At 71.8% G+C, this 23,120-nt stretch carries 22 protein-coding genes and 2 tRNA genes; 16 read left to right on the top strand and 8 right to left on the bottom strand.

Going from position 1 to position 23,120, the window contains the following annotated elements; genetic code table 11:
* Window positions 1-90 precede the first annotated feature (90 nt).
* Window positions 91-345, top strand: a complete 255-nt coding sequence (locus M8C11_RS22915) for a hypothetical protein (protein ID WP_120573254.1) — start codon at window positions 91-93, stop codon at window positions 343-345.
* 132 nt (window positions 346-477) lie between these two features.
* Window positions 478-843: a WhiB family transcriptional regulator gene (locus tag M8C11_RS22910; RefSeq protein WP_013288404.1), complete on the top strand. Its 366-nt coding sequence runs from the start codon at window positions 478-480 to the stop codon at window positions 841-843.
* A 352-nt stretch (window positions 844-1,195) separates the two neighbouring features.
* Here the strand turns inward: M8C11_RS22910 and M8C11_RS22905 are convergent, their stop codons facing one another.
* The 3 genes from M8C11_RS22905 to M8C11_RS22895 all read right to left on the bottom strand — a co-directional run bounded on the left by M8C11_RS22905 (window position 1,196) and on the right by M8C11_RS22895 (window position 4,011).
* Window positions 1,196-2,542, bottom strand: a complete 1,347-nt coding sequence (locus tag M8C11_RS22905; protein WP_252452972.1) for an AarF/ABC1/UbiB kinase family protein — start codon at window positions 2,540-2,542, stop codon at window positions 1,196-1,198.
* Window positions 2,543-2,552: 10 nt separating this feature from the next.
* On the bottom strand, window positions 2,553-3,665 hold the full coding sequence (locus tag M8C11_RS22900) for a hypothetical protein (RefSeq protein WP_252452970.1): 1,113 nt from the start codon (window positions 3,663-3,665) through the stop codon (window positions 2,553-2,555).
* A gap of 178 nt (window positions 3,666-3,843) precedes the next feature.
* Window positions 3,844-4,011 carry a DUF5679 domain-containing protein gene (locus tag M8C11_RS22895; protein WP_007464795.1) on the bottom strand — a complete coding sequence of 56 codons (168 nt, stop codon included), beginning with the start codon at window positions 4,009-4,011 and terminating at the stop codon, window positions 3,844-3,846.
* A gap of 474 nt (window positions 4,012-4,485) precedes the next feature.
* Between M8C11_RS22895 and M8C11_RS22890 the strand changes: the two genes are divergently transcribed.
* Both M8C11_RS22890 and M8C11_RS22885 read left to right on the top strand, forming a co-directional pair.
* Window positions 4,486-5,007 carry a M48 family metallopeptidase gene (locus M8C11_RS22890; RefSeq protein WP_120573257.1) on the top strand — a complete coding sequence of 174 codons (522 nt, stop codon included), beginning with the start codon at window positions 4,486-4,488 and terminating at the stop codon, window positions 5,005-5,007.
* 112 nt (window positions 5,008-5,119) lie between these two features.
* Window positions 5,120-5,791, top strand: a complete 672-nt coding sequence (locus M8C11_RS22885; protein ID WP_252452967.1) for a hypothetical protein — start codon at window positions 5,120-5,122, stop codon at window positions 5,789-5,791.
* Between the two features lie 217 nt (window positions 5,792-6,008).
* Here the strand turns inward: M8C11_RS22885 and M8C11_RS22880 are convergent, their stop codons facing one another.
* The gene (locus tag M8C11_RS22880) at window positions 6,009-7,280 is read right to left on the bottom strand and encodes a zinc-dependent metalloprotease (protein ID WP_252452964.1); all 1,272 of its coding nucleotides are present in this window, start codon (window positions 7,278-7,280) and stop codon (window positions 6,009-6,011) included.
* 115 nt (window positions 7,281-7,395) lie between these two features.
* On the opposite strand from M8C11_RS22880, the gene M8C11_RS22875 reads away from it, so the two are divergent.
* The 6 genes from M8C11_RS22875 to M8C11_RS22850 all read left to right on the top strand — a co-directional run bounded on the left by M8C11_RS22875 (window position 7,396) and on the right by M8C11_RS22850 (window position 13,444).
* Window positions 7,396-8,409: a PDZ domain-containing protein gene (locus M8C11_RS22875; RefSeq protein WP_252452962.1), complete on the top strand. Its 1,014-nt coding sequence runs from the start codon at window positions 7,396-7,398 to the stop codon at window positions 8,407-8,409.
* Window positions 8,410-8,536: 127 nt separating this feature from the next.
* Window positions 8,537-11,536, top strand: a complete 3,000-nt coding sequence (locus tag M8C11_RS22870; RefSeq protein WP_252452959.1) for a UPF0182 family protein — start codon at window positions 8,537-8,539, stop codon at window positions 11,534-11,536.
* 148 nt (window positions 11,537-11,684) lie between these two features.
* Window positions 11,685-12,194, top strand: coding sequence for an RNA polymerase sigma factor (locus M8C11_RS22865; RefSeq protein WP_252452956.1), 510 nt, complete (start codon window positions 11,685-11,687; stop codon window positions 12,192-12,194).
* Window positions 12,184-13,110, top strand: a complete 927-nt coding sequence (locus M8C11_RS22860; protein ID WP_252452953.1) for a hypothetical protein — start codon at window positions 12,184-12,186, stop codon at window positions 13,108-13,110. Before M8C11_RS22865 ends, M8C11_RS22860 begins: the two co-directional genes overlap by 11 nt.
* A 50-nt stretch (window positions 13,111-13,160) precedes the next feature.
* A tRNA-Met gene (locus M8C11_RS22855) sits at window positions 13,161-13,234 on the top strand.
* A 136-nt stretch (window positions 13,235-13,370) separates the two neighbouring features.
* Window positions 13,371-13,444: transfer RNA gene (locus M8C11_RS22850), tRNA-Met, on the top strand.
* A gap of 41 nt (window positions 13,445-13,485) precedes the next feature.
* On the opposite strand, the gene M8C11_RS22845 is transcribed toward M8C11_RS22850, so the two are convergent.
* Window positions 13,486-14,061 (bottom strand): TetR/AcrR family transcriptional regulator, encoded by a 576-nt coding sequence (locus tag M8C11_RS22845; RefSeq protein ID WP_252452950.1) that lies wholly within the window; start codon window positions 14,059-14,061, stop codon window positions 13,486-13,488.
* Complete coding sequence (locus M8C11_RS22840) at window positions 14,048-15,580, bottom strand: MFS transporter (RefSeq protein ID WP_252452947.1); 1,533 nt, start codon at window positions 15,578-15,580, stop codon at window positions 14,048-14,050. The genes M8C11_RS22845 and M8C11_RS22840 overlap by 14 nt, the downstream gene beginning before the upstream one ends.
* Before the next feature lie 138 nt (window positions 15,581-15,718).
* On the opposite strand from M8C11_RS22840, the gene M8C11_RS22835 reads away from it, so the two are divergent.
* Window positions 15,719-15,967, top strand: coding sequence for a hypothetical protein (locus M8C11_RS22835; protein WP_091422247.1), 249 nt, complete (start codon window positions 15,719-15,721; stop codon window positions 15,965-15,967).
* A gap of 41 nt (window positions 15,968-16,008) precedes the next feature.
* Here M8C11_RS22835 and M8C11_RS22830 read toward each other — a convergent pair whose 3' ends face one another.
* Entirely contained in the window at window positions 16,009-17,334 is a 1,326-nt protein-coding gene (locus M8C11_RS22830; protein WP_252452944.1) for an extracellular solute-binding protein, read from the bottom strand.
* Between the two features lie 123 nt (window positions 17,335-17,457).
* Between M8C11_RS22830 and M8C11_RS22825 the strand changes: the two genes are divergently transcribed.
* From M8C11_RS22825 to M8C11_RS22805, 5 genes are all read left to right on the top strand, one after another.
* On the top strand, window positions 17,458-18,291 hold the full coding sequence (locus M8C11_RS22825) for a phosphoribosylaminoimidazolesuccinocarboxamide synthase (protein ID WP_252452941.1): 834 nt from the start codon (window positions 17,458-17,460) through the stop codon (window positions 18,289-18,291).
* Between the two features lie 461 nt (window positions 18,292-18,752).
* Window positions 18,753-19,151, top strand: coding sequence for a hypothetical protein (locus M8C11_RS22820; RefSeq protein ID WP_252452938.1), 399 nt, complete (start codon window positions 18,753-18,755; stop codon window positions 19,149-19,151).
* Window positions 19,152-19,610: 459 nt separating this feature from the next.
* A complete protein-coding gene (locus tag M8C11_RS22815) occupies window positions 19,611-20,192 on the top strand; it encodes a MauE/DoxX family redox-associated membrane protein (protein WP_252452935.1) in 582 nt (193 codons plus the stop codon).
* 14 nt (window positions 20,193-20,206) lie between these two features.
* Window positions 20,207-20,749 (top strand): hypothetical protein, encoded by a 543-nt coding sequence (locus M8C11_RS22810; RefSeq protein WP_252452933.1) that lies wholly within the window; start codon window positions 20,207-20,209, stop codon window positions 20,747-20,749.
* Between the two features lie 98 nt (window positions 20,750-20,847).
* Window positions 20,848-21,507: a hypothetical protein gene (locus tag M8C11_RS22805; protein WP_252452931.1), complete on the top strand. Its 660-nt coding sequence runs from the start codon at window positions 20,848-20,850 to the stop codon at window positions 21,505-21,507.
* A 105-nt stretch (window positions 21,508-21,612) separates the two neighbouring features.
* On the opposite strand, the gene glpK is transcribed toward M8C11_RS22805, so the two are convergent.
* Window positions 21,613-23,097, bottom strand: coding sequence for a glycerol kinase GlpK (gene glpK, locus M8C11_RS22800; protein WP_252452929.1), 1,485 nt, complete (start codon window positions 23,095-23,097; stop codon window positions 21,613-21,615).
* Window positions 23,098-23,120: the final 23 nt, after the last annotated feature.

The following is a 23,120-nucleotide window of genomic DNA, read 5'->3' as shown; positions in this document are numbered from 1 at the left end:
CTCATGACACACCTCGCGAGCGGCGCCGTTCTGGCTGCTCAAAGGGGATGAGTCCACGGTCGGCACGAGGAGAGTAGGGAGGTGGCACCAATGAAGATCTTCACTTATGAGCGTCTTGCGGCGATGCCGTCTGCCGTCGCTCCGCTGTCGGCTGTCCGGGTGGCCCTCGCCGCTCGACCGTCGGCTCCGCAGGTGCACCAGGTTCAGGTTCAGGCCGAGCTGACCCTGACCGTTGCGCCGATCGCCGGAGTCGAGGGGACCAGTGGCTTCGCGGGCAAGGGCATCGATGGCGCCAAGAAGCGCACGGATGTCCGCGGCGTTCCACCTCGAGGTAGACCGGTCTGATCCATCAGACCACCGGCTCACCTCGAGGCCGCGGAACCCGCATACCGGGATCCGCGGCCTCAGTTTTTTGTCCCGCCGAAGTACGTCGGAATGCGATCCACGAGATCGAAGTGAGAGAGAGGTGACCGGAGGATGAGTCTGGCGTTGGCCCCGCTCGACGTGAGCGTCGACGTGGAGGCGAACCTGCCCTGCCGGAAGTTCGACCCCGACCTGTGGTTCTCCGACTCGCCTGCCGAGCTCGAGCTGGCCAAGTCGCTCTGCGGGGACTGCCCGCTGCGCGTCGAGTGCCTGGCCGGGGCGGTGGAGCGAGCCGAGCCCTGGGGCGTCTGGGGCGGCGAGATCTTCGAGCGTGGCGCGGTCGTCCCGCGCAAGCGGCCCCGTGGCCGTCCGCGCAAGGAGGACCTCGCCCGTGACGCGCAGCTCCGGGTCGAGGCGGAGGCGCGACTGGCGGCCAGCGGGCTGTCCGAGTCGCGAAGCTCCGTCCGGCTGGCAGCCTGACACACCTACGTTCCGAGCCCGAACCGATGCCGGTGTCCCTCCACCGGCCGACCTGAGAGAGAAACCCTGATGCTGAACCTGCCGAACGGATTCGAGATGCAACTACTCCACGAAGCGTTGTCCAGGGCCCGAATGCGCCGGCCTCAGGCCGGTCGCACCAACACGAGCACTGAGGCAACCCGTTCCGCCCGTACCGTCGCCATGCGGAGTCGCAGCCAGTCGGCCCGCGACCTGGGCGTCCTGTAGAACGATCGAGTGAGAGAGGGGCGGTGACCGACAGGTCACCGCCCCTTCGCCGTGCTCACTCGTCGGCCCGTGCGCGCTCGCCGGGCCGCTCGTGGCCGGCCTGCGCTCAGGCCACCGGCGCGAAGCCGGGTAGCCAGCGTTCCAGGATCGACCGGTAGGACGCCTTCGCCTCCAACTGGCAGAGCACCCCGATCGACCCCAGCGTGACCCGGTGGATCATCAGGTACGACGGGGGCAGGTTGAGCTGCCGGCTGAGCTGGTAGGCGGGGGAGCGAGGGCTGGCCAGCCGGGTCGCCTCGCCGCGCAGCCAGGCCCGGGTGAAGCGGAACTCGTCCGCGGCGATCGGCTCCAGCATCGGACGCAGGAAGTCCAGCACCGCCGGGGCGTCGATCGACTCGGTGCGGCTGACGAAGCCCTCGGCACGCAACCCCTCCACCACCGCGTCGGCGTCCCCGCGCAGCGCCAGCGCCGCGATCCGGCCGATCGGCTCGGGCGTGCCCTGCGGCATCCGGGCCACCGCCCCGAAGTCGATCACGCCGAGCCGGCCGTCCGGCAGCAGCCGGAAGTTGCCCGGGTGCGGGTCGGCGTGCAGCAGCCCGGCCCGCTCCGGCGCGGACAGGTGCAGCTCGGCCATCAGCCGGCCGGCCTCGTCGCGCTGTTCCTCGGTGCCCTCCCGGATGATCTGGGACAGCGGGATGCCCTCCACCCACTCGGTGATCAGCACCCGCGGCGCGGCGTCGAGCACCTCCGGGATGAAGATGTCCGGGTCGTCGGCGTACGCGGCGGCGAACGCCCGCTGCGACTCCGCCTCCAGCTCGTAGTCCAGCTCCTCGGTGATGCGCTCGCGCAGCTCGGCCAGGAGCGGCTTCACGTCCAGCCCCGGCTGGATGGCCCGGAACATGCCGCCGAGCCGGGAGAGCTGCTTGAGGTCGGCCAGCAGGGCGTCACCGGCGCCCGGGTACTGGATCTTCACGGCCACGTCCCGGTGCTGTGGGCCGCCGTTCGGCCCGTACCCGGGGTCGCGCCAGATCGCCCGGTGCACCTGGCCGATGCTCGCCGCGGCGGCCGGGGTGTCGTCGAACTCGACGAACCGGTCGCGCCAGTCCGGGCCGAGCTGCTCGGCGAGCACCTTGTGCACAGTCGCCGCCGGCAGCGGCGGGGCGGCCTCCTGGAGCTTGGTCAGCGCCTGCCGGTACGGCGCGGCGACCTCCTCGGGCAGCGCCGCCTCGAACACCGACAGGGCCTGGCCGAACTTCATCGCCCCGCCCTTGAGCTGCCCGAGGACGCTGAACAACTGCTCGGCGGTGCGCTGCTGGATCTCGGCGGAGATGACGTCGGACGCGAGGCCGGTCACCCGCTTGCCCATGCCGAGGACGGTTCGACCGGCGAACCCGAGCGGCAGGGCGGCGAGTTTGGCGGTGCGGGACACGGCCCGGCGCGGGATGTCGGTCACCCGGCCATTGTTACCGACTCGGGGCCTCCGCTGCTGCCGTGCGGCCGGTAGCGGTCGGGGCCGACCGGATCGGGCGACGCCGGCAGCAACCGCAGGAGGGGTGCGGCGGCCACCGTCGGTAGCGGACCCGGCCCGGACCGCGGATCTCCACCGCGCCGCCGAGCGTCTCCGGCTGGGCGCCGTCGAGCTGGGCCAGCACCTCGGCCGTCGCGAAGGCCGCCGCGGCGAGCCCGGTGGCGGCGGCGCAGGCCCGCTCGCCCCGGTCGGCGGCGAGCTGGGCGGCGAGCGCGGGCCAGTCCGGATCCCGGTCGCCGCGGTGGAGGTCGAGGCAGCGCAGGCAGGGACCGACGGGCGGGCGGACCAGCGGACCGACCACCGGTACGCCGCCGCGCAGGTCGAGCAGCAGGTGGGGCTGACGCCGGCGGGCGTACCCGGTGGCGAGCAGTTCGGCCGGGCGGTCGACGCCGAGCTGCACCACCAGATCCGGTCGGGTCGGTCGGGACGGGCCGGTGACCGTTCCGGGCGCGCACCGCGCAAGCGCCGCGCGTACCGCCGGGGCCAGCGGCCGGCCCAGCTCCGCAGCGGTCAGGCCGGTCCCGACCAGGTCACCGGCGCCGACCGGGCCGGCCAGATCGGGTACGACGTGCCCGACCCCGGCCTGGGCCAGCGCGACGGCGACCGCCGAGCCGAGCCGTCCCGTGCCGGTGACCAGCACCCGGGCGGCACGGCGGCGGCGCAGCAGCCGGGCCGGTGTGCCGGGCAGGTCGGGCGACGCGAGCGCCAGCGCGGCGGCCTCGGCGGCCAGCCGGGCCCGGGCCGGGCCGGTGAGGTCACGGGGGAGCAGGGCCTGCGCCGGCACCACCAGCCCGGCGCCCCGGAGCGTGTCGAGCAGGGCGCGTGCCTCGTCGGGCGGAACCCGGGCGGCGCCCGCCCCGGCCAGCACGGCGCGTTCGCTGCGGGTGCCGTCGAGCAGGTCGAGCAGGCGGGCCGTCCCGGGCGAGGACATCTCCAGCAGCACCGCGCGGCCGGGTGGCTCGCCGAGCTGGAGCGTGTGCCGGTCGCGCCAGAGCCGGGTCAGGCCGGGCAGCAGGACGGGACGGACGAGCGGCGTCGGATCGGTCACGCCACTGATCGTGACCGTCTCCACGCGCTCCGTGGCTCGTTGTCCACAGGTGCGGCGAGCCGTGGCCAGCGTTGTCCACAGGATCTCGCCGGTTTTCCACAACTAGCCGGTAACTCTGTCGGCTACACGACGGGGGAGGACGGCCACCGGCCGTCCTCCCCCGTGTCTGCCGTACGGGTCAGACCTTGGCCTTACCCAGGATGCGGTTCACTGTTGTGCCGCACACCGGGCACTTGCCCTTGGCCATGTTCATGCCGGTCTTCGAGACCTCCACGTGCCCCTCGAAGTCCCGCTTCTCCTTGCACTTCACGCAGTAACCGTTGTAGGTCTGGGCCTGGTCGGCCACGGTAGCCTCCTCGTCTCGTCCGCCGGAGGTGTCCCGGCGGGTCTCCCTGCGGCGGTCCACGCGTGGCCCGGCGCCGGGGGGTTCTCCGCGGTCAGTCACCTGACCGTGGTTGGCGGACCCTACCCAGGTCTGGGCGGTTCCATGTCAGCTGTGCGCCGACTCTGTGAGCAAGTCGACGTCGAGAGTGTGCATGCCGAGTAACGTCGGATAAGTCAGTTTCGCGCGGACACGCCGGATGAATGCACCCAGATCCGCTTCGCGTGGCCCCGCCGACTGTCACTCGTCGTAGATCACTTAACGTGAACAGGGCCGGTCAGGTGATGGTCAGCTACCGTCGCAAAGAATTTTTTCCGGACTCCTGACAACCAACCGCCACTTTCCGGGCGCGTGTCGTCGTGTTGACTCTTGCGGAGTCCTGGTCAGTACGCATTAGCTTTCCATCGTGACAGTCAACCGAGGCTGCGCGGACCGGTAATGGCCGTGACGCGGAAGCCCGTCGTCGAGGTGCGGCGCAGCCAGCGTCGGCGGCGCACGGTGTCCGCGTACCGGGACGGGGAGCGCGTCGTCGTGCTCATCCCCGACCAGTTCTCCCGGGCCGAGGAGAGCGAGTGGGTCGACCGGATGCTCGCCCGGCTCGCCGCCCGCGAGGGCAGGCTGGCCCGCTCGGATGCCGAACTGCTCGCCCGAGCCGCCCGCCTGATCGACCTCTACCTGACCGAATACGGGTCGGCCGCCGCGCCGGCCAGCGTCCGCTGGGTGACCAACCAGAACGGCCGCTGGGGCTCCTGCACGCCCGCCGACCGCACCATCCGGATCTCGCACCGGGTCCAGGACATGCCCGACTGGGTGATCGACTACGTGCTGCTGCACGAGCTGGCACACCTCATCGTGCCCAGCCACAACGCCGAGTTCTGGGCGCTGGTGGCCCGCTACCCCAGGTCGGAACGCGCCCGCGGCTACCTGGAGGGCGTAGCCGCCACCGCCGCCATCCCGTGACCCCCGCCCGTCGCGGTCGATCATGAAGTTGGACCGGCGTTCCGTCCGCTTCGTCGCCGCCAACTTCATGATCGCGCGCGGGCCCGCGCGGGGGTGGGGTTAAGGTCGGCGAATGTCGCGACGTGTGGTGGTGGCGCTGCTCGGCCCGGTGACCTGGTCGCCGCCCGGAATCGACCCGGCGCGATGGCGTACCGCGCTCGCCGAGGACGTGGTCGACCTGCTCGCCACGCTGAACGAGGTGGAGACCGCCGTGGCGGTCACCGCCGGGGACCGATGGCTGGCCGACGCCGTGGTCTGGCCCGGCACCCAGGTGTACGAGGTGCCCGAGCCGACCCCGAACGCGGTGTTCGCGGCGCTGGCCGGGAAGGCGTCAGGACAGGAGCTCGCGGCCACTGCGGGCGAGGCGGCGGTCACCGGCGACCGGGCGGCCCGCTACGACCAGGTGGCGGTGGTGGTGGCGGACGCGCCGGACCTGCCGGGGCTGACGCTCGGCAAGCTGCTGCGCCCGCTCACCACCCGGCCGGTGGCGGTGGCCCCGGTCGAGGGGAGCGGAACCGGGCTGCTGGGGGTGGCGGCGCGGCTGCCCGTACCGGCGTGGCTGCCGGCGCTGGACCTGGACACGACCGAGCCGGCCGAGGTGCGGCGGGCGGCACCGAGCCCCGGGGACGTGGCGGTCACCGCCGGCTGGCACCGCATGCGCGGCCCGGCCGACCTGGCCGCGCTCGATCCCGCCGTCGAGGGCTGGGAGGCCACCCGAGCCCTGCTCTCCGGCCGCCCCGTCTGACCCCCCCCGCACGCCCGCACTGCCCGCGCGCTATGCCGCCCAGCTCGCCGATCTTGGAGTTGTGGCGCCCAGGATGTCCCGAGTGCGGCTTCTGCGCGGTGCCACAACCCCAAGATCGACGGGTGAGGCGGGGCGGCGTGGCGGGGTGGGGCGGGGTGGGGGCGCGGATGCGGACGGGCCCGCACGGTGAACCGTGCGGGCCCGTCCGGCGTGGCTGTCAGCGCTTGTCGTCGTCCTCGCCCGGGGACTTCTCCTCGGGAGCGCCCGGGGCGGAGAAGTCGAAGTTCGCCAGCTCGTCGTCGAGATCGGCGCTCGTCGTGGCGAACGCCTCCGGCGCGGCGAAGTCGTCGTCGGAGGGCAGCAGGTCCGGGTGACCCCAGACCGCGTCCCGGCCGGCGATGCCGCGGTGCTCGGTCAGCGCCGCCCACAGCACCGTCGCCTCACGCAGGCGGCGGGGCCGCAGTTCGAGGCCGACGAGCGCGGCGAACGTCTGCTCCGCCGGGCCACCCGCGGCGCGGCGGCGGCGGAACGCCTCGCCGAGGCGTACGACGTTGGGCAGGCGGTCACCGGCGGCGCTGTCGACGACGTGGCAGACCCAGCCCTCGACCAGGGCGAGCACGGTCTCCAGCCGGGCCAGCGACGCCTTCTGCGCGGGCGTGTCCTCGGGCGTGAAGATGCCCTCCAGCGCGATCGCCTGCATCGACTCCGGGTCGGTCGGGTCGACCCGGCCCATCGCCTCCTCGATCGCCTCCCGGTTGACCCGGATGCCCGCGGCGTAGTTCTCCACAGCGGTCAGCACGTGCCCGCGCAGCCACGGCACGTGCTGGAACAACCGCTGGTGGGCGGCCTCGCGCAGGGCCACGTAGAGGCGTACCTCGTCCTCGGGCAGCTCCAGGCCCTCGCCGTACACCTTGATGTTGGCGGGGACGAGCGCGGCGGTGCCGGCGGGGCCGAGCGGCAGGCCGATGTCACCGGCGGAGAGCACCTCGGCGGCGAGCGAGCCGAGCGCCTGGCCGAGCTGGCCGCCGAAGAGGGCGCCGCCGAGCGTGGCGACCATCGACTGCATCGGGCCGAGCTGGGCGCGGGCCTCCGGCGGCACCAGGTCGCCCATCGCGCCGACCATCCGGCTGGCCACCGGGTCGCAGAGCTTGCGCCACACGTCGAGTGTCTTGAAGATCCACTCGTTGCGGTTCCAGGCGACCGAGGTGCGGATGCCGGAGGGCCACGAGGTCGCCGGCTCCAGCCAGAGGTCGGCGATGCGCAGCGCCTCCTCGACCGCGTTGCGTTCGAACGGCGACACCGCCGGGTCGCCGGCGGCGGCGAGCTGGCTGGCGGCTACCTGCCGGGCGAGGTCCCAGTTGACCGGCCCGCTGCCCGGCGCCGAGAGCAGGTGCTGCAACTGCGACATGAACTGCTGCATCGCCGCGGGATCGTTGGGGTCTGGTGGTTGACCACCCGGGAGCGCGAAGCCGAACGGAATATCAGGCACGACCTCTACGGTACGCGGGCCCCGCCGCAGGTCGCGCCACTCGGCGTTGCGCTGAGGGCGAAGTCCGCCGGTCACCGCGCCGGACGGCCGGGTGCGGATCGGTACGCTCTGGCGCATGAGACGTCGCGGCGTGACCGTCCTGCTCGGTGCCCTGCTCACCGCCCTGCTCAGCGTCGGCGTGCTGAGCGTCCCGCTGCCGTACGTGGTTCTCGGCCCCGGTCCGACGGTGAACACGCTGGGCAGCGAGGACGGCAAGGAGGTCATCCAGGTGACCGGCCGCGCGACGTCCACCTCCGCCGGTCAGCTCCGGCTCACCACTGTCGGTGTGCAGCCGACGGTGCGGCTGCGGTCGGCGCTGGCCGGCTGGTTCTCCTCGGACGAGGCGGTGGTGCCGCGGGAGCTGGTCTACCCGCCGGGGGAGTCGCAGGAGGAGGTCGAGAAGCGCAACGCGGAGGACTTCCAGAACTCGCAGACCAGCGCCGAGACGGCGGCGCTGCGCGAGCTGGGCTACCCGATCAAGGTGCTGGTCAAGGCGGTCACGCCGGGCGGCCCGTCGGTCGGCGTGCTGCGACCCGACGACGTGGTCACCTCGGTCGACGGAGCGCCGGTGACGAGCGCGGCCAAGCTCACCGAGCTGATCCGGGCGAAGCCGGCGGGCACCGCGCTGAAGATCGGCTACACCCGGGGCGACACCCCGGGGACGGCCACCGTGACCAGCCGCGAACAGGACGGCCGGCCGCGGATCGGTGTGGAGATCGACCAGCAGCAGCCGCACCCGTTCACCCTCAAGATCGACCTGGGTGACATCGGCGGGCCGAGCGCCGGGCTGATGTTCTCGCTCGGCATCATCGACAAGCTGGAGTCGGCCGACCTCACCGGTGGGAAGATCATCGCCGGTACCGGCACCATCGACGACGAGGGTCGCGTCGGCCCGATCGGCGGCATCGCGCAGAAGCTGGTCGGCGCCAAGGACGCGGGCGCGAAGGTCTTCCTGGTGCCCGCCGACAACTGCGCCGAGGCGGTGCGCAATCCGCAGCCGGGCCTGCCGCTGCTGAAGGTCGCCACGCTGGGTGAGGCATTGAAGGCACTCGAGACGCTGCGCGCCGGGGGACAGCCGACGCGCTGCTGAGGCGGGGCGGGCGGCGGCCGGCGGGCGGATCGTGACGTGACCTTGACCCGACGTGCTCAGGAACACCCCGTACTCTTGGTGCCTGGTCGGAGCCGATCACATCGAGCGTGCGGAGCCAACAGTGGTCATGCGTAGCAGTCCCTTACCGAGGATGAGCCGGCGCGGACGCGTCACCATCGGTGTCCTGATCGGGGTGTTCATCTTGTTCACCCTCCTCGGGTGGGGCGTCAACGCCTGGACCGACTGGCTCTGGTTCGACGAGGTCCGCTACACCCAGGTCTTCACCGGCGTGCTCGCCACCCGCCTGCTGCTGTTCCTGGTGGTCGGCGCCGGCATGGCGCTGCTCGTCGGCGGCAACCTCTGGCTGGCCCACCGGCTGCGGCCCAAGATGCGTCCGCACTCGGCCGAGCAGGCCACGCTGGAGCGCTACCGGATGCTGCTGAGCCCGCGGCTCGGCACCTGGATCGCGCTCGCCGCCGCCGTCGTCGGGCTGTTCGCCGGTCTCTCCGCGCAGAGCCGCTGGGGCCAGTGGCTGCTGTTCCGCAACGGCGGCGACTTCGGCGTGAAGGACCCGGAGTTCGGCGTCGACGTCGGCTTCTACGTCTTCCAGCTCCCGTTCTGGCGCTACGTGCTCGGCGTCGGCTTCACCGCCGTGGTGCTGTCGCTGCTCGGCGCGCTCGCGGTGCACTACATCTTCGGCGGCGTGCGCCTCCAGGGCGTCGGCGACCGGATGACGAACGCCGCCCGCGCCCACCTCAGCTCGCTGGTCGCCGTGTTCGTGCTGCTCAAGGCCGTCGCCTACGTGCTCGACCGGCGGGCCATGCTGCTGGAGTACAACGAGGGCGCCAAGCTCTACGGCGCCGGCTACGCCGACGTGAACGCGCTGCTCCCGGCGAAGGAGATCCTCGCCTGGATCTCCGTCCTGGTGGCGCTGGCGATCATCGTGTTCTCCAACGCGGTGATGCGGAACCTGGTCTGGCCGGGCATCTCGCTCGCCCTGCTGGGCGTCTCCGCGGTGGCGATCGGCGGCATCTACCCGTGGGCTGTGCAGACCTTCGAGGTCAAGCCGAGCGCCCGGGACAAGGAGGCGCCGTACATCGAACGCAGCATCAAGGCCACCAGGTCCGCGTTCGGTCTCGACAGCACGAAGACCACGCCGTACGCGGCCAGCAACCTCGTTCCACCCGCCAGCCTCGCCACCGACACCTCCGTGGTGTCGAACATCCGGCTGCTCGACCCGCAGCTCGTCTCCGAGACGTACACGCAGCTCCAGCAGGTCCGCGGCTTCTACGACTTCGGTTCGAAGCTGGACATCGACAGGTACTCGGTCAAGGACAAGACCTCCGACTACGTGGTCGGCGTCCGTGAGATCAACTACGGCGAGCTGACCGACCAGCAGAGCAACTGGATCAACCGCCACACCGTCTACACCCACGGGTACGGCCTGGTGGCCGCCCCGGCGAACCAGGTGGTCTGCGGCGGCCAGCCGTACTTCGTCTCCGGCTACCTCGGCGAGAAGGCACAGGAGGCGTGTTCCTCGCCGACCGAGGAGATCCCGGCCCAGCAGCCGCGGATCTACTACGGCGAGCGGATGGAGGCGAGTGACTACGCGATCGTCGGGCAGAACGGCGACCGCAACGTCGAGTTCGACCGCCCCACCTCTACCGGTGGCGAGCAGTACTACACGTACACCGGTGAGGGCGGCGTCAAGATCGGCTCGTTCCCGCGCCGGCTGCTCTACGCGATCAAGGAGCAGGAGTCGAACTTCCTGCTCTCCGAGGCGGTCAACGAGAACTCGAAGCTGCTGTACGTGCGTAACCCGCGCGACCGGGTGGAGAAGGTCGCGCCGTTCCTCACGCTCGACGGCGACCCGTACCCGGCGGTGGTCAACGGGCGCGTGCTGTGGATCATCGACGGCTACACCACGGCGGCGACCTACCCGTACGCCGAGCGGGTCAACCTCCAGGCCGAGACGACCGACGAGCTGACCGGCCGGGGCACGTTCCAGCTCGCCCGGGAGAACGTCAACTACATCCGCAACTCGGTGAAGGCGACTGTCGACGCGTACGACGGCACGGTCAAGCTCTACTCGTACGACGACACCGACCCGGTGCTCAAGGCGTGGAACAAGGCGTTCGGCGGTGACCTGGTGCTGCCCAAGGGCGACATCCCGGCCGAACTGGCCGAGCACTTCCGCTACCCGGCCGACCTGTTCAAGGTGCAGCGCAACCTGCTGACCAAGTTCCACGTCACCGACCCGGGCGACTTCTACTCCGGCCAGGACTTCTGGCAGGTCCCGAACGTGCCGGACGCGCCGGACAGCGGGCAGAAGCAACCGCCGTACTACCTGTTCACCCAGTTCCCCGGGCAGGACGGGCCACGCTTCCAGCTGACCTCCGCGGTCACCCCGAACGGGCGGCAGAACCTCGCCGCGCTGGTCTCCGGGTCGTACGTCGACGGGCAGCCGAAGCTGGAGGTGCTGGAACTGCCGGACCAGACCCGGATCTCCGGGCCGACGCAGGTGCACCAGCAGATGACCAACAACGGCGACATCCGGCAGCAGCTCAACCTGCTCTCCTCCAACCAGGCGCAGGTGCAGTACGGCAACCTGCTCTCGCTGCCGTTCGCCGACGGCATGCTCTACGTCGAGCCGGTGTACGTGAAGAGCAGCAGCCAGGACGCGTACCCGCTGTTGCAGAAGGTGCTGCTCTCCTACGGTGACGGCGGCTCGTACGTGGTGCTCGCCAACAACCTCAACGACGGCATCAAGCAGCTCGTCGAGCAGGGCAAGCGGGCGCCGAACAACAACCCGCCGCCCGCCACCGACGACAACCCCACGCCGGACAACCCCACGCCGTCGCCGACCGCGGGCGACAACAACACGCCGCCGGTGAGTGGAGAGCTGGCCCAGGCGGCCGCCCGGGTGCAGACCGCGATCGCCGAGGTCAAGGCCGCGCAGACGTCCGGCGACTTCGAGCGGTACGGGCGTGCGCTGAAGGCGCTGGACGAGGCGATGAGCGCGTTCCAGCAGGCGCAGGCCGCGGCCGGCGGCTCGGGCAACCCGGCGCCGTCGGGCAGCGTCTCGCCACCGGCGCCGACGTCGCCCGCGCCGACACCGGGCGGCTGACGCCGAGCTGACACCACGAGCCCGTGGTCCGGGACCGCAACGGTCACCCGGACCACGGGCTCGTGTCGTCAAACGGACTCCCCGGCCGCAACCCCGGACCCCGCCGCGCCGTCAACAGTGCAGGTGAACGTGTGGGGCGGGAGGGCACATGCGGGACGCGGACAGCTTCGACGACTTCTACCGCAGCACGTCGGGGCGGGCCGTCCGGTACGGGTACGCGGTGGCGGGCGACCCGGCCGAGGCCCAGGATCTCGTGCAGGAGGCGTACGCCCGGGCCTGGCGGCAGTGGGCGAGACTCGCCGGCCATCCCGCGCCGGAGGCGTGGCTGCGGCTGGTGATCAGCCGGCTGGCGACCGACCGGTTCCGGCGGCTGCGCGGGTGGCGCCTCGCGGCCAGCCGCACCGGCCCGCCACCCGACGTCGGGCCGCCGGGCGAGGACACCGTGCTGCTGGTCGCGGCACTGCGGCAGCTCCCGCCCCGGCACCGGCAGGCGCTCGCCCTGCACTACCTGTTCGACCTGCCGGTGGAGGAGATCGCCCGGGAGGCCGGCGTGCCCGCCGGCACGGTGAAGTCCTGGTTGTCCCGGGGACGGGCCCGGCTGGCCGAGCTGCTGCCCGGCGTCGCCGCCGAGGAGCTGGAGGTCAACGATGTCGCGTGAACTGCACCGCTACTACCGGTCCCTCGCCGCCGACACCGACGAGCGGGTGCTGCCGGCGCCGGACCGGCTGCGCCGCAGCGCCGACCGCTGGGCCCGGCGCCGCGCCGCGATCACCGTCCTGGCCGCCGCCGGGCTGGTCGCGGGCACTGTGGCGGGGAGCCAGCTGGTGTTCGCCGCCGGGCCGGGTCCGGACCCGGTTCCACCCCCCGCGGGTACGCCCACGCCGCGGCCGTCGTCCGCCGCGCCCTCGGTCGCGCCGTCGACCGCCACGCCGTCGCCGTCCGTCGGCCGTACCTCCGGCTCGCGCGGTCCGGCCGTGACCACCACGCCTCCGGCCGCGGCGACCCCGACCACCATCCCGGACCGGGCGTTCTTCGTCCTGCCGGCCGCGAACGACGCCGGTACCGGCAACTACTTCGGCCCGGGACCGGTGCTGCCGGCGCTGTGCGGCGCGACGCCCGGCGACGAGCGGGTGGTGGCGCAGCGGGCCCGGTCGCTGCCGTACCGCCGGGCCGGCGCGCCGGCCGACGAGGTGCCGTCCGGCAACTACCGGCACAGCATCACGATCTACCGGCCCGGGGGCGCCGGCGCCGCGCTGGCCGAGCTGCGCGCGGCGGTCCGGGCCTGCCCCGAGCAGCCCGCCCGGGGTACGCCGCCGGCGACGGTGCGGCAGCGTCTGCTGCCCGACAGCGGGTACGGCGACGAGTCGGTGCTGTTCGAGACGCGGACGCCGTACCGGGACGCCAACGGCGATCCGAGCGGCGGCGACGAGGTGCACCTGGTGCGCGCGGTGCGCTCCGGCGACGTGGTGACGGTGCTGTGGGAGCAGGGCTGGGAGAGCACCTCGACCCAGCGCGCCCAGTTCGACGCGGACAGCCGCCGGGCGGCCGAGGCGATCCGGCGGTGGCTGGACTGAGTACCCGTTTTGCGCCTCCCCGGGTCGGTGCGCTACGGTTGTCGAGCCGACGCGGGGTGGAGCAGCTCGGTAGCTCGCTGGGCTCATAACCCAGAGGTCGCAGGTTCAAATCCTGTCCCCGCTACTCGTGACGAAGGGCCCCGGAGTTCTCTCCGGGGCCCTTCGCCGTTCCGGCCCGAGGCGCCCCGGGAACGGCCGGCGCCGGGATCGGGTACCCGGCTGATCTCCAGGATCGGGGTGCGATAAGCTGTATGAGCCGACGCGGGGTGGAGCAGCTCGGTAGCTCGCTGGGCTCATAACCCAGAGGTCGCAGGTTCAAATCCTGTCCCCGCTACAAAGGTTCAGGCCCGGAATCCACGGATTCCGGGCCTGAACTCATTCCGGCGCCGTCTCGGTGAGGGCGAGCAGTTCCGCGCGGGCCAGCCGGAGCTGCTCGTCCGTGACGTAGGCGGTGCCGATGCCGATGGCGATTCCCTCCGCGGCGTACCGGACGGCCCAGACGCGGCCCGGCGGCAGGCCGTCGGCCTCGAAGGCACGGTTCCAGCGTGCCGGGTCCTCGGGATCCACAGCGAGCACGTGCTCCATGCTGTCGACCCCGAGTTGCGCGAGCAGGCCGGTGGCGCTGTTCAGTTCCGCCAGGTACGCGCTGTCTCCGGTGAGGGCGCGCACGTACCCGCGGGTGAAGGCTCCGGGCCGGTCGTCGGCGGGGTCGACGTGGGCGTTCACCTCCGCCCAGAACCGGGTGATCACCTGCTCGACCAGGGCGGCGAACAGGTCCTCGCGGGAGGGGAAATGGTGCATCAGGCCGCTCTTGGTGACACCCGCCTCCTGGGCGATGGCGGCCAGGCTGACGTTGGCGCCGTGCCGGGTGACCACCCGTTCGGCGGCGTCCAGCACTGCTCGCCGGGTGCGTGCACGATCGCGGATCGGACGACGTTCAGTGGTCGACACGGACACCTCCACGGGACACGGGCTCGGAGGGAATGATCTTCCAGGCCACCACCGCGGCGCCGACCAGGATCACGGCGGCCACGAAGGTGGCGGACTGCATCGCCTGGGCGAAGGCGTCCTGCGCCGCGGCCACGACGCCGGGCGTCGGTGACCCGTACACGGCTGCGGCCAGGGAGTCCTCCGCCAGCGCCCGATCGGTGGCACTGACCCCGGCCGGGAGCGTCAGCGACGAGCGATAGAGCAGCCCGTGCAGCGAGCCGAGGACGGCGATGCCGAGCGCGCCGCCCAGCTCGTACGCCGTCTCGGCCACCGCCGACGCGGCACCCGCGCGCCGCTCCGGGACGGCGCCGACGACGGCGTCCGTGGAGAGCGTCATGGCGACACCGATGCCGAGCCCGATGACGGCGAGGCCGACGCCCAGGCCCCAGTAGCTCCGCAGGTCGACGCTCATCCCCATGACGGCGAGCCCGACGGCGGCGGCCATCAGTCCCAGCCCGATCGCGCGGCCCGCGCCCAGCCGCGCCAGCAGGACGCCGATCAGCGCCACCACGAGCACCGCGGCGAGTGTCCCGGGCAGCTCGGCGGCGCCTGCCTTCAGAGGGCCGAAGCCCCGGACCAGCTGGAGGTACTGGGAGAAGAAGAACAGCAGCCCCAGGAACCCGAAGATGGCCAGCACGTTGGCGGCCAGCGCGCCCGAGAACGCCGGCACCTTGAACAGCGAGACGTCGAGCAGCGGCACCGCCAGCCGGTTCTGCCGCCGTACGAACCACCATCCGGCCAGCAGCCCGGCCGCGGCTGCGGCCACGGTGAGGGCGTCGACCCCGTCACTGAACAGACGCTTGAGGGCGAAGACCAGCGGGACGATCGTGACGATGGACAGCGCCGAGGAGCCCACGTCGATCCGCGCCGGCGCCTCGCCCTTCGACTCCGGCAGCAGCAGCCACCCCGCCACCAGCGCCAGCACCATCACCGGCACGTTGATCAGGAAGACCGATCCCCACCAGAAGCGCTCCAGCAGCGCGCCGCCCACCAGCGGGCCGAGCGCGGCCCCGGCGGTCGCCCCGGCGGACCAGAGCGCGATGGCCCGGGCCCGCTGAGCGCGATCGGCGAACATCGAGCGGACGATCGAGAGCGTCGACGGCATCAACGTGGCGCCGGCCAGGCCGAGAAGGGCGCGGGCCGCGATCAGCACCTCCGGCGTGGAGGCGAAGGCCGCCAGCACGGACGCCGAGCCGAACCCCACAGTGCCGATCATCAGCAGCCGTTTCCGGCCGATCCGGTCGGCCAGGTTGCCCATCGTGATCAGGAGCCCGGCGAGCACGAAGGCGTAGATGTCCCCGATCCACAGGATCTGCGTGGCACTGGGCCCGATGTCCTCCGTCAGGGACGGGACCGCGAGGTAGAGGACCGTCCCGTCGATGGCGAGGAGAAGGACCACGAGGACGAGGACCACGAGGGCCGCCCATTCCCGCTTTCCGGCACGGGCCGGCGCGGGGTTGGAGCGCAGGGAGGAGGTCACCGGCCAACCGTAACAGTCCAAATGGACGGCTAATCGTGAGTAAAGCCACCCGGGCTGTGGCAGCGGCCCTTCGCCGCGTCCGGCGACATCCTTTCCGTCCGCCGTGCCCCGGTTGCGGGTCTCGGCGAGGATGGGGGCATGTCTGCATGGAACAAGTGGTGGGGCCGCCTGGGCGCGGTCCTCGGTACGGTCGTGCTCTCGGTGTTCGTGCCGGTCGCGGCCTGGGCGTCGTCGGGCACCGGCGAGATCGTGGTGGAGGCCGCGCGCCGGCGCTCCCGCGGCGGGTTCGGCTTCCTCGGCCTGCTCTGCTGCCTCGTGGTGGTCGGCGGCATCGTGCTGCTGGTGGTGCTGCTCACCCGTAACCGCCGCAACCGCCCTCCGCGCTGACCCCCTGCCCACCCCGCCCACGCCGGGCGGGGTGGGGCGGGTCACTCGGCGAGGGCGGCGTTCGCCTGGGCCATGAAGCGGGAGGTGGCGGTGCGGGCGCCGGCCCGCTTGCCGCGGATGCTCTCGGCCGCCTCGATCAGCAGCGTGCGCACCGCCGCGTGCCCCTTGGGCGGCGGCGCGGGCGACGGGCCGGCCAGGTCGTCCAGCTCGGTGCCGAGCGCGGCCATGCGCTTCTCGGCCCGGCCGGTCACCTCCGTGGCCACGAACGAGCGCACCTGCTTGCTGGCGTTCAGGCCGCGCTCGACGCCGAGGAGCCGGCCGGCCGCCACGTTCGTGGTCAGGAAGTCGAGCACGTCCACCACCGCGTCCGGGTGGCGGGTGCCCCGGAAACCGGCCCAGTACATCGACGCGCGCGGCCACTGGGCGGCGGGCGTGCCCGGGAAGGCGACCGCGCCCAGCTCGTCGTCGGTCAGGCTCTGCAACTCGGGCAACTGGTGCGACCAGGCGAAGGAGGCCGCGGTGTGCCCGGTGACCACGAGCTGGCGGGCCAGCTCGCCGCTGTCGGCCTGCTCGACCAGCGCGGCGCTCGGTGTGGCCCGGTCGAAGCGCGCCACCTCCCAGAACTCGAACCAGGCGAGCAGTTCGGCGGAGCTGAAGCCGAGCTGCCGCCCCTGGTACAGCTCGCTGCCCTGGCCGCGCAGCCAGAGCCAGAACGCCCGGTAGTCGCCGGAGGCGTCCATGGTGCCCGCGACCCGGTTGCCGGAGGCGCGCGTGACGCGGGCGGCCCAGGTCACGTACTCCTTCCAGGACATCCCGGTACGCGGCTCGGGCTGGCCCAGCCCGCGCAGCAGCCGGCGGTTGAACACCAGCGCGGCGCTCGTCTGCGCGGCCGGCACGCCCACCGTGCGCTCGTCCACCCGGCCGTAGCGGGCCAGCTGCTCCGGCACCTCGCGCAGGTCGAGCCGCTCGTCGGCGACGTACCGGGTGAGGTCGAGCAGGATGTCCCGGCCGGCGTACTCGGCGAGCAGGGTGTCGTCGATCTGGAACAGGTCCGGCGCGTTCCCGCCGGTGGCCTGGGTGGCGATCCGGTCGTAGTAGCCGCCCAGCCCCTGCCAGGTGACCCGGAAGCTGACCCGGGGGTTCTGCTGCGAGTACAGCCGCAGCGCCTGTTCGGTGGCCGCGGCCCGGCGGGCGCCGCCCCACCAGAACACGGACAGCTCGATCGGGCCGTCGTCCGCGGCCACCTCCTCCGGGCTGCACCCGGTGAGCAGCGGCAGCGCGCCGGCGGCGAGCGGCAGCCCGGTGAGCGCGCCGAGGAACCGTCGCCGGTCGAGCCCGGGACGGGGTACGGACTGCGGAGCGCGCACGGGTCTCTCTCCGAAGGTGGGGTGGACGGATCATTTCACCGGCCCCCGGCCGGGTGTCAACGCCGGGCGGGACGGCTGGTGGGCGCGCCCGGCGGCGCGCGCCCGTCATGGTGTACTAGCGCCGTGGAACTTCTGCACTCGGGCAAGGTCCGGGACGTCTACGCCGACGGCGAGGACCTGATCCTGGTCGCCACGGACCGCGTCTCCATCTACGACGTGGTGCTGCCGACCCCGATCCCGGACAAGGGCCGCCTGCTCACCGCGCTGTCGCTGTGGTGGTTCGAGCAGCTGTCCGACCTGGTGCCGAACCATGTGATCTCCGCGACCGACGTGCCGGCGGAGTTCGCCGGCCGGGCGATCCGCTGCCGGCGGCTGGACATGGTGCCGGTCGAGTGCGTGGCCCGGGGCTACCTGACCGGCGGCGGCTTCGCGGAGTACCAGCGCACCGGCTCCGTCTCCGGGGTGCCGCTGCCCCGCGGCCTGGTCGAGGCGTCGATCCTGCCCGAGCCGATCTTCACCCCGTCGACCAAGGCGCCGAAGGGCGAGCACGACGAGCCGATCACGTACGAGCAGGTGGTCGACAAGGTCGGGCCGGAGGTCGCGGAGCGGCTGCGGCAGATCACCGTCGACGTCTACCGGCGCGGCGCGGAGATCGCCGCCGAGCGGGGCATCCTGATCGCGGACACGAAGCTGGAGCTGGGCTGGGCTGCGGACGGCACGCTGGTCCTCGGCGACGAGGTGCTCACCTCCGACTCGTCCCGGTTCTGGCCGGCCGAGTCGTACCAGCCGGGCCGCGCGCAGTTCTCCTACGACAAGCAGTACGTGCGGGACTGGGCCACGTCGAGCGGCTGGGACAAGCAGCCGCCCGCGCCGGAGGTGCCGGCCGAGGTGATCGAGGCGACCCGGGCCCGTTACGTCGAGGTGTACGAGAAGCTCACCGGCAACAGCTGGGACTGACCTCGCGCGCGACCACCCGCTTCCGGGCCCCGCTGCTGCTGGCGCCGCAGCGGAGTGGGAGCCCAGCAGGTGCCGAATCCGTTGCCTCGTTCACGGTGCAGGTCGAACCGCGACCCGGGTCCGTGCCGTGCCGAGAGGCGCAGCACGGTGATTCGAATGGTCGCATCTGTCAAACCCATTCTGACGATTCCCCGAACCGCGACGGAAGGGCTTGCCGATCCGATGCGCAGCGTAATGAGACATTGACACCCCGCCATGTCCATGGCAGGCTTCGTGTCGGATGGCATCTCCACAAAAGACGGGGGAGGCAGATGGCCGGCCATGGCAGGTTGTCACGACGTTCATTGATCTCTGGATCGGCGGCTCTGGTGGCGGGTGCCGCCGGCGCGGCGGCTGTCGGTGCGGGTACCGCCAATGCCGCAGCTTCGACAAGCTCACCTGGCCGAGCCCGCATCGCCAGGGTGATCAGCAGCTCCGGCGGCGCGGCCGAGGTGGAGGTGTTGTCGTCCTCGGGGTCCGTGGTTGCCCGACACGTGGCGCCGGTGACCGGCTTCCCTGCCGGCTGGCAGCTCCAGCCGGGCGACCGGGTGATTCTCGCCGGCATGCTGGACGAGTCCAGCTCGGGAGCCGTCATGCCGCTCGTCGAGCCGATCCGTGGCCACCTCGAGGGCTCATCGGGGTCATCCGCTCGAATCGCCGGGCAAACGGTCAGGTTGCAGAATCCGGGAACGACGGTCTCGCGAAGCGCGACGTCCGAGGAATCGATCGCGTTCTGCGTCAAGAACGATGTGAACGGCGAACTCTCATGCGTGAGCGTGAAGCCGGTGTCTGCATTCGCGACGCTTCCGAAGAATTCCTAGACCGCCTCACCCAAGGACTTGTCAATGGATACGTTGGTTCCGCCTGCCCAAAACACAAGGGCGTCCGTCCAATCATCTGACTCTGGTCGGCTCGAACCGATGACTGACGGGCGCCGCGGCGTCCTCAAGTTCTTCGGCCGCGGAGGGCTCGCTATCGTCGCCGGACTGTCCGGCGTGTTCGCGGCCTCAAGACCCGCCGCAGCCGGCCTCGCGTCGCCTTGCTGCTCACTTGCCAGCAACACGAGGTGCAGTGGGTGCGACGAGAGGTTCTCCTGCAGTAAGGGTTACAAGAGGTACTGGTGGTGCCAGGCGGGCATGCGCATCATCGGTTGCGGAGAATGCCAGAGGGACAGCGGTACTTGCTGGCAGGGCGGTGTCTACTACTGCTCCATCTGGTGGGACGACGGCGCCGGGTGCGGATGACGGCATCGGCTGCTGATCGAGGCAAGAGGTAACAGCGTGGTTCTACTTTCGGCACTTGTTGCCTTTGCACTGACTGCCGTGTTCGTTGTCGGTGGGGTGGAGAAGCTCAGAGCGCAGTCCTCGTTCGGCTCGACATTGGCCGGCCTGGGAGTGCCGGACGTTCTGATTCCACCCCTCCGTGTCCTGGTGCCGGTCGCAGAACTCGGCGCGGCCGTCGGCCTGATGCTGTTTCCTGCGATGGCATGGCCCTCGGTTGCCGTGGCCGCTCTCGGCTTGGCTTTCGCCGCAGCCGGCATGCTGAGTCTGCGTGCCGAACAGCCCGTCGCCTGTTCGTGTCTGGGCGCTGCCACGGACGGACTGCTCGGCCGGAGGCAGATCATCCTTCTTCCGCTGTGGCTGGCGGCGGCTGCTGTGCTCGCCTTGTCCCCGCCGCAGTGGTCCGTCTCGCAGGGTCTGAATCTCCTGGCGTTGGCCGTCGTCGCCTCGTCCGGGCTGCACGCCGTCAAGGTCGTTCGAGCCTGGCGGAACGACGCGGCCTATCGGGCGGCCATCGAGGAGGCCGCGGAGTCTCGGGCTGACATTGTCGTCGGCCTCCACACGATTGAAGGGGTTCGATGACAATAGCCTTGTCGGTGGCCGTCGTGCTGCTGGGAGCGCTTCTCCTGCTGCTTCTCGGCTCGCAGGTCGAGATGTACCGGACCATCGAGCAACTTCGGGAGTACAGCGGTCTGGTCGACCGGCCGATCCCGCTCGATCTGCCGGCCGACCGCACGCCGAGCCGAGCCGGCCTGCCGACGGCTTTGGACACCGCGGTCCGGGGTGTCGTGCTTCTGCTTTCCGACCGATGCGGCACATGCCGCTCAATCGCCGCCTCGCTGGACGGCAGCGTCCACCCCGACCTCTTCCTGGTCGTCGAGCCCGGCCAGGGAGCAGACGGCGCCGGCGAGCTCGCGCTGAGCTACCGGCTGGATCCCGATCGGACTCTGATCGACCGCGATGGCAAGATCGCCGCCGGACTGGGGCTCAAGCTGACGCCTGCTGCAGTCGTCATCGAGCATGGGCGGATGACTCGCGCCAGTAGCATTCCTTCGATCCGGCAACTCGAACTCGTTCGCGCCTCAGTACGTGACGTCGGTGGCTCTCGGCAGGCTGCGGTGGCGCCGGAGAATGTATGACCGCTCCGCCTGATTTCGTCGTTCCGGCCATGGTGGTCTTGGCCATGACCGCGGGCTTCGCCCAGTTGTTCAGTCCTTGAGGCGTTTCATTCGTGGGGATGTTGCGTCCGCTGGCCCTCGGCGGCATCCCCCGAACCCCTCTGGTCCAGGGGGGGAACTCACTCGCTCACCGGTTCCGCGACGCAGGACTGCCGACGGCGGCGCTCTGCGCGGGATTCCTGGTCTCAGCGACCGCACTCTTCGGCATCGCGAACTTCGTCGGCATGGCCCTTGGCACGTACCTGCTTCCGGAGAAGGCACGCCTGGCAACAGCGCTGGTGTGCATCGGCGCGCTGATCGTGCTGGACGTCCTGGCGTTTCGCCGCCGCACGATGTGCCCGATCACCTTCCGCCGTCAGACCCCGAAGAACCTGGTCTTCCGCTACGGCAACACCAGGGGGGCGCTGATCTGGGGGCTGGACACCGGACTGGCCGTCACGACGTTCCGGATCTCCGCGGCGACATGGGCCTTGATCGTTCTCGGTCTGCTCAATGTCGCGCCCTGGTGGCAGGGCATCGCGTACGGTGTGGGATTCGGCCTGCCGATCGCAGCGGCCATTCTTTTGATGCCGCCCCGGCCCGACCGCGAGGACGGCACGTCGCGGGAGCCGCACTGGATCTCGGGGATATTGAACCGGCACCGTCGGTTCGCGCAGGTCGTCATGCTGCTCACCGCCGTCGCCGGGTTCGCGGCCGCTGCCCAGGCCGTCGCATCCTGAACCGCTGCGGGGCCGGCGCCTCCGGTGGGGCCTGGCGAGGCGGGCCACGTTCGGCGACCGAGCATGCGGGCAGCGACGCGGACCGACCCGGGGCGGAGGATTGGGCTAGTCGACCCAGTCGAGAGTGCGCCGGACGGCCTTGTGCCACTGGCGCAGCTCGCGCTCCCGGTGCGCCGGGTCCATCGTCGACTCCCACTGCGCGTCCGAGCGCCACTTCTCCCGCAGCGTGGCCAGGTCGGGCCAGAACCCGACGGCCAGGCCGGCGGCGTACGCGGCGCCGAGGCACGTCGTCTCGGTGATCCGGGACCGCACGACCGGCACGTCCAGCACGTCGGCGAGGAACTGCATGAGCAGCTCGTTGCCGGTCATCCCGCCGTCCACCCGCAGCCGGCGCAGCGCCACGTCGGAGTCGGCGTTCATCGCGTCCACCACCTCGCGGGTCTGGAACGCGGACGCCTCCAGCACCGCGCGGGCCAGGTGCCCCTTGGTGATGTAGCCGGTCAGCCCGGCGATCACGCCCCGGGCGTCGCTGCGCCAGTGCGGGGCGAACAGGCCGGAGAAGGCCGGCACCACGTAGCAGCCGCCGTTGTCGTCGACGGTGCGGGCCAGCTCCTCGACCTCGGGGGCGGTGGAGATCAGGCCCAGGTTGTCGCGCAGCCACTGCACAAGCGAGCCGGTGACCGCGATGGCGCCCTCCAGCGCGTACACGGCGGGCTGGCCCTCGATCCGGTACGCCACAGTGGTGAGCAGGCCGTGCCGCGACGGCACCGGGCTGGCGCCGGTGTTGAGCAGCAGGAAGCTGCCGGTGCCGTAGGTGCACTTGGCCTCGCCGGGCTGGAAGCAGGTCTGCCCGAACAGCGCCGCCTGCTGGTCGCCGAGCGCGCTCGCCACCGGCACTCCGGCCAGCACCCCCTGCGCGGTGCCGTACACCTCGGCCGAGCTGCGGATCTCGGGCAGCACGGCGGCCGGGATCCGCAGCGCGTCGAGCAGCTCCGGGGCCCAGTCGAGCGTCTCCAGGTCCATCAGCATGGTGCGGCTGGCGTTCGTCACGTCGGTGACGTGCCGGCCGGTCAGCTTCCAGATCAGCCAGCTGTCCATGGTGCCGAACAGCACCTCGCCGCGCTCGGCCCGCTCGCGCAGCCCGTCGACGTGGTCGAGCAGCCAGCGCAGCTTCGGGCCGGCGAAGTAGGTGGCCGGGGTCAGGCCGGTGCGGGCCCGCAGCCGCTCCTCGTCGTACGTCCCGGTCAGCTCGCGCAGCAGCGGGCCGGTGCGGGTGTCCTGCCAGACGATCGCGTTCGCCACCGGGCGGCCGGTCTCCCGGTCCCACACCACTGTGGTCTCCCGCTGGTTGGTGATGCCCACCGCGGCCAGCGACTCGGTGCCGATGTCGGCGCTCGCCAGCGCCTCGCGCACCACGTGCTCGACGTTCGTCCAGATCTCCTCGGCGTCGTGCTCCACCCAGCCGGGCCGGGGGAAGATCTGCCGGTGCTCGCGCTGGGCCACGGCGACGATCTCACCGGCCCGGTCGAAGACGATGCAGCGCGAGGACGTGGTGCCCTGGTCGATCGCGGCGACGAACTCTGCGGTCACGGCAGCACCGTACCCGCCGCGAG

Origin of the sequence: Micromonospora sp. CPM1 (assembly GCF_023896895.1) — a bacterium.
Taxonomy (GTDB): Bacteria; Actinomycetota; Actinomycetes; order Mycobacteriales; family Micromonosporaceae; genus Micromonospora; species Micromonospora tulbaghiae.
This window is presented reverse-complemented; position numbering and strand designations above follow the sequence as displayed.

Excerpts from the sequence above, each read along its gene's own strand:
- M8C11_RS22915 (WP_120573254.1), top strand. The coding sequence starts at position 91 with ATGAAGATCTTCACTTATGAGCGTCTTGCGGCGATGCCGTCTGCCGTC.
- M8C11_RS22870 (WP_252452959.1), top strand. The coding sequence starts at position 8,537 with ATGCGTAGCAGTCCCTTACCGAGGATGAGCCGGCGCGGACGCGTCACC.
- M8C11_RS22860 (WP_252452953.1), top strand. The coding sequence starts at position 12,184 with ATGTCGCGTGAACTGCACCGCTACTACCGGTCCCTCGCCGCCGACACC.
- M8C11_RS22805 (WP_252452931.1), top strand. The coding sequence starts at position 20,848 with ATGTTGCGTCCGCTGGCCCTCGGCGGCATCCCCCGAACCCCTCTGGTC.
- M8C11_RS22865 (WP_252452956.1), top strand. The coding sequence starts at position 11,685 with ATGCGGGACGCGGACAGCTTCGACGACTTCTACCGCAGCACGTCGGGG.
- M8C11_RS22835 (WP_091422247.1), top strand. The coding sequence starts at position 15,719 with ATGTCTGCATGGAACAAGTGGTGGGGCCGCCTGGGCGCGGTCCTCGGT.
- M8C11_RS22885 (WP_252452967.1), top strand. The coding sequence starts at position 5,120 with ATGTCGCGACGTGTGGTGGTGGCGCTGCTCGGCCCGGTGACCTGGTCG.
- M8C11_RS22890 (WP_120573257.1), top strand. The coding sequence starts at position 4,486 with ATGGCCGTGACGCGGAAGCCCGTCGTCGAGGTGCGGCGCAGCCAGCGT.
- M8C11_RS22910 (WP_013288404.1), top strand. The coding sequence starts at position 478 with ATGAGTCTGGCGTTGGCCCCGCTCGACGTGAGCGTCGACGTGGAGGCG.
- M8C11_RS22875 (WP_252452962.1), top strand. The coding sequence starts at position 7,396 with ATGAGACGTCGCGGCGTGACCGTCCTGCTCGGTGCCCTGCTCACCGCC.